Origin of the sequence: Streptomyces sp. NPDC060027, from assembly GCF_042737005.1 — a bacterium.
Taxonomy (GTDB): domain Bacteria; phylum Actinomycetota; class Actinomycetes; order Streptomycetales; family Streptomycetaceae; genus Streptomyces.
In genome coordinates, this window is record NZ_JBHWVI010000381.1 from 1 (window position 1) to 4,645 (window position 4,645).

The following is a 4,645-nucleotide window of genomic DNA, read 5'->3' on the forward strand; positions in this document are numbered from 1 at the left end:
CGCTGGATCAGACGTGGGCTACCTGTGCGAACTGCTGCTCGATCCGAACGTAAGCGACGGACATAGGGATGTACCGGCACGGCCCCTCCCGTGCGACGCCCGCTGCGGGTGCGCGGGAGCTTGGGCGTCGGCCCACTGATGCGCTTTCGGCTCCGGGGGCAAATTTCAGCCCCTCCGGCGTTTGAGGAGCGGGGTCTGGGGCGGAGCCCCAGGGGTGGGAAGGGTAGGGGCGGAGGGGGCGAAGGAAGGTTGGGGGCGGACCCTCCGTGTGTGGACGGGGGGCGGGCCCTCCGTGTGCGGACGGGGGGGCGGGACCTCCGTGTGCGGACGGGGCGTTGCCGGTTCCGTGGTGCGGACAGCGGGGACGGCCGCGGGCGCGTGGGTGTGGGTTCGAAGGTCGCCTCAGGTCCGCCCTGGACTGCTGTATGCGTGTGCATATATTGTGCACGCATGTAATCGGACGTCGTTCGTGGCGTGTACTCCAGGGGGAACCATGACCCGCCATTTCCTGTTCCTGCTCGGCAGCAGCCGCACCGGTGGCAATACCGAGCTGCTGGCCCGCGAGGCCGCCGAGCAACTGCCCGCCGACGCCGAGCAGCGCTGGCTCAGCCTCGCCGAGCATCCGCTCCCCGACTTCGTGGACCTGCGCCGCGACAGCGACCATGTGCGCCCTCCCGCCGGGAGCACCGCGGGCATGCTGCTCGACGCCACGCTCGCGGCCACCGACATCGTGATCGCCTCGCCGCTGTACTGGTACTCCGTGTCCGGACTGACCAAGCGCTACCTGGACTACTGGTCGGGCTGGCTGCGCACGCCCGGCATCGACTTCAAGGCCACCATGGCCGGTCGCACCCTCTGGGGCGTCACCGCGCTCGCGCACGAGGAGCAGGAGGTCGCCGACCCGCTGATCGGCACGCTGAGCCACTCGGCGGCGTACATGAAGATGCGCTTCGGCGGGGTGCTGCTCGGCAACGGCAGCGGGCGCGGCGATGTCCTGAACGACGCCGAGGCGCTGGCCCGCGCGAAGACCTTCTTCGCGGCACAGGAACCGCCGCTCGCCCGCTTCCCGTACGAGGGCTGAGCCGCGCCCCCGTCTAGGCGGTGATGTCCTTCGCCGTGAACCGCGCCCACGCCGCCGACCCGAACACGGCGGCGTACAGCCCCTGGAGGCCGAGGTTGTGCACCAGGTCGTCCCAGTAGACCGGGTCCCGCATGAGGTCGGCGAAGGACAGCCAGTAGTGGGAGAAGAAGTACGGCTGGAGCGCGTGCAGCTGGGGGATCTGGTCGAGGATCTGGACGGTGATGAGGAGGCCGACCGTCGTCGCCATGGCCGCGATGCCGCTGTTGGTGAGGGTCGAGACGAACAGGCCGAGTGCCGCGACGCCGGTCAGTGACGCGGCCACGACGAGGGCGATGAGCAGCGCGCGGCCGAGTCCCTCGGTGAAACTGATGCGGGTCCCGGAGATGGTGGTCAGCTCGCCCAGCGGGAACAGCAGGACGCCCACCAGGAGCGCCGAGACGGCCACCACCAGGGTCGCGACCAGGCAGAACGTCATCGTCGTCGCGTACTTCGTGAGCAGCAGCCGGGTGCGGCCGGCGGGCGCGACGAGGAGATAGCGCAGGGTCCCCGCGTTCGCCTCGCCGGCGATCGCGTCGCCCGCGATGACGCCGATCGCCATCGGCAGGAAGAAGGGGAGGGTCGCGGCCAGCGCGGTGAACACCAGGAACAGACCGTTGTTGGTGATCTGCGCGATGAACGCGGGTCCCTCACCTCCGCCACCGCCCGCGCTCGAACCGTCACCCGTCTCGATCTTGATGGCGATGCCGATGAGGACCGGCACGGCCGCGAGCACGCCGAGCAGGGCGATCGTCCGCCAGCGCCGGAAGGTCGTGACGAGCTCACTGCGGAAGAGCCCGAGCGTCCACAGCGGGCTCGGTGCACGGCCGGCCTCCGCCCCCACGCGCAGCGTCTCAGCCCGCGACATCGAAGCCCTCCCCGGTCAGTGCCACGAACGCGTCCTCCAGCGAGGCCCGTTCGACCCCGAAGCCACGGACCCGGACGCCCGCCGTGACCAACGCGGCGTTCAGTTCGGCGAGTTCGCGGTCGGGCGGCTCCGCGGTCACCCCTGTCTCGGTCACGACGAGATCGGCGACGCCCTGTTCCTTGAGGACCCGGGCCGCGTCCCCCGCGTCCGGGGTGGTCACCACCAACCGGCCCCGCGCACCCGCCGCGAGGTCCGCGACCGCGCCCTGGGTGATGAGCCGGCCCCGCGCCATCACGGCCGCGTGTGTGCAGACCTGCTCGATCTCGTCGAGGAGGTGGGAGGAGAGGAAGACGGTCGTGCCGTCCGAGGCCAACTCCCTTACCAATGAGCGGATTTCGCGCATGCCCTGGGGATCGAGACCGTTGGTCGGCTCGTCCAGGACGAGCAGGCGGCGGGGCTGGAGCAGCGCGGCCGCGAGTCCGAGCCGCTGCTTCATTCCCAGGGAGTACGCCTTCGCCTTCTTGCCCGCGGCGGCGGTCAGTCCGACCCGGTCGAGGGCCGCCGCGACGCGTGTCCGCCGGGTCCGGGGATCGGCGGTCGGGTCGGCGGCGTCGTACCGGAGGAGGTTGTCCCGCCCGGAGAGGAAGCCGTACAGGGCGGGCCCCTCGATCAGCGTCCCTACGTGCGGGAGCACGGCCCGCGCGGACCGGGGCATGGGCTGCCCCAGCACGCGGGCCGTGCCCGACGTCGGCTCGATCAGGCCCATCAGCATGCGGATGGTGGTGGTCTTGCCCGAGCCGTTCGGCCCGAGGAAGCCGAAGACGCTGCCCGCCGGGACGGTCAGGTCCAGGCCGTCGACGGCGAGCTGTCCGCCGCGGTAGCGCTTGCTCAGCGCGCGAGTGGCGATCACCGCGTCCTCGGTGATCGAGGTGGGCGCGGTGGCGGTGGGCGCGGGGGCGGTGCCTGCGGCTCGCCTCGCCGGTGCCGCGTCGCTTTCGCCCGCGGGCACGACGTCGACCTCACCCGCTCTCCCGGCTGGCACGGCGCCGGTGCCTTCCGGCTTCCGGGCAGGCGCCGTGCGGGCACTGCCCGCCTGTTCGGCGGACACGGCGCCGCCCTCGGCCTGCGCCGGATCGGGCTCGACGGCGGACAGCTCCTCCATGGGCTCCCTCGGTTCGGCTCTCCTGGGACCTACTGGGCCGCGTTGGCCGCCTTCACCAGCGCGGCCTTGGTGACGGCACCCGCGTACACCTTGCCGTCGTCCGTGATCAGCGCGTTGACCAGGCGGGTCGAGAAGACCGTGCCCGAGCCGAACGTGCCGGTGACGTGGTCGCCGAGGGAGTTCAGGAAGCCGTCGACGTCACTGTTGCCGGTCGAGCCGGACGCGCCGGTCGGCAGTCCCTCGCCTCCGGTCTCGAACTCGGCGATGGAGTTCCAGCCCTCGCCGATGATCTTCAGGCCGTCGAGGCCCCCGGCCAGACCTTCCTCGGCCTGCGGTCGCGCCTTCTCCGCGCCCTTCCAGGTGCCGCCGCGCAGCTCCTTCGGCTTGCCGCCCTTCAGACCCTCGCGCTCGTCGCCCTCGGTGACCTTCGCACCCTTGGGCGGGGTGAAGGCGAAGGTCGACGCGGCCGGCTTGGAGAAGTCGACCCGGGTGAAGCCCGCATCCACGACGGCCGCGCCACCGCTCGCCGGGGTCAGCGTGAACTTCAGCGGCAGACCCGTCCTCGCGTCCACCGCGATGCTGATCGCGCCGACCGTGGAGCCGGACTGCCTGGGCTTGATGACCAGCCTGTAGGCGTCGCGGCCCGCGACATGCGCGGTGCCGTCGACGGTCACGGAGGTCGTCTCGTCGACGGCCTTGAGGGCCTCGTCGGCGAGACCCTTGGGCGTGGCCGGGACATCCCGCGGCGCCTTCTCCCCGGCGCCCCCGGACTCGGCGGACGTCGCGTGGTAGACCTCGTTCGACTTGCTGTCGTACCCCCACACGTCCTTGCCGTTGTGGATGACGCTGTACTCGGCGGCACCCTCCAGCAGGGAGACCTTGCCCTTGTCCGGGCCGTCGGCGGCGACGCGCAGCGTGTGCGTGCCCGAGGCCAGTTCGAGGAGCTTGGACTGCGGGTCCGCGGAGGAGCCTCCGTCGCCTCGGGCGGCACCCGACGCGAAGCTGCTCTCCAGGCCGCCCAGGTTGGGCAGTCCGAGATCGGTGCTGATCTTGACCGTGCCGGACAGCTGCTGGACGTCCGACTTGGCGATCTTCTCGATGAGTTGCTGAGCGGTGACCTTCGGCAGGTCGGGGTCTCCGGAGTCGGCGAGTGCCGGGACGAGCCCGATCGTCGCCGCCGCCACCCCCACCACCGCGACCGGAACGACGTACCGCGCGGCCTTGCGTCGCCCGGCGCGCGGGTCGTCGGCGTCGTCGGCCTCGGTGGCCCTCGCGCTGTCGTCGGATGCGTACGGTGCCATGTGTGCCTTACCTCCGTCGTCGGCGGCGGCCCTACCGTCGTGCCCTGCTCCACCCCTAAGCCGCCATTCTCACCCGAACCGGTGAGGAGTGGTGTTGTCCATCTGACCAAATCGGCGGGTTCGAAGCGTCACTCCCCGGACTCAACTCCGCGTAGTCCTGCGGTATGACGCGAGGGGGCGGCGCCCCGCCCGACCCG

Annotated in this window: 4 protein-coding genes; 1 reads left to right on the forward strand and 3 read right to left on the reverse strand. The window is 71.5% G+C overall.

Going from position 1 to position 4,645, the window contains the following annotated elements; translation table 11 throughout:
* Positions 1-493 precede the first annotated feature (493 nt).
* Positions 494-1,081, forward strand: a complete 588-nt coding sequence (locus ACFWBT_RS41925) for a flavodoxin family protein (RefSeq protein ID WP_385709767.1) — start codon at positions 494-496, stop codon at positions 1,079-1,081.
* Between the two features lie 13 nt (positions 1,082-1,094).
* Here the strand turns inward: ACFWBT_RS41925 and ACFWBT_RS41930 are convergent, their stop codons facing one another.
* Genes ACFWBT_RS41930 through ACFWBT_RS41940 form a run of 3 tightly spaced genes read right to left on the reverse strand, consistent with a single transcriptional unit; the run spans position 1,095 to position 4,448 of the window.
* Positions 1,095-1,985: an ABC transporter permease gene (locus ACFWBT_RS41930; RefSeq protein WP_385709770.1), complete on the reverse strand. Its 891-nt coding sequence runs from the start codon at positions 1,983-1,985 to the stop codon at positions 1,095-1,097.
* Positions 1,972-3,147, reverse strand: a complete 1,176-nt coding sequence (locus ACFWBT_RS41935; protein WP_385709773.1) for an ABC transporter ATP-binding protein — start codon at positions 3,145-3,147, stop codon at positions 1,972-1,974. The genes ACFWBT_RS41930 and ACFWBT_RS41935 overlap by 14 nt, the downstream gene beginning before the upstream one ends.
* Positions 3,148-3,176: 29 nt before the next feature.
* Entirely contained in the window at positions 3,177-4,448 is a 1,272-nt protein-coding gene (locus ACFWBT_RS41940; RefSeq protein WP_385709776.1) for an outer membrane lipoprotein carrier protein LolA, read from the reverse strand.
* Positions 4,449-4,645 lie beyond the last annotated feature (197 nt).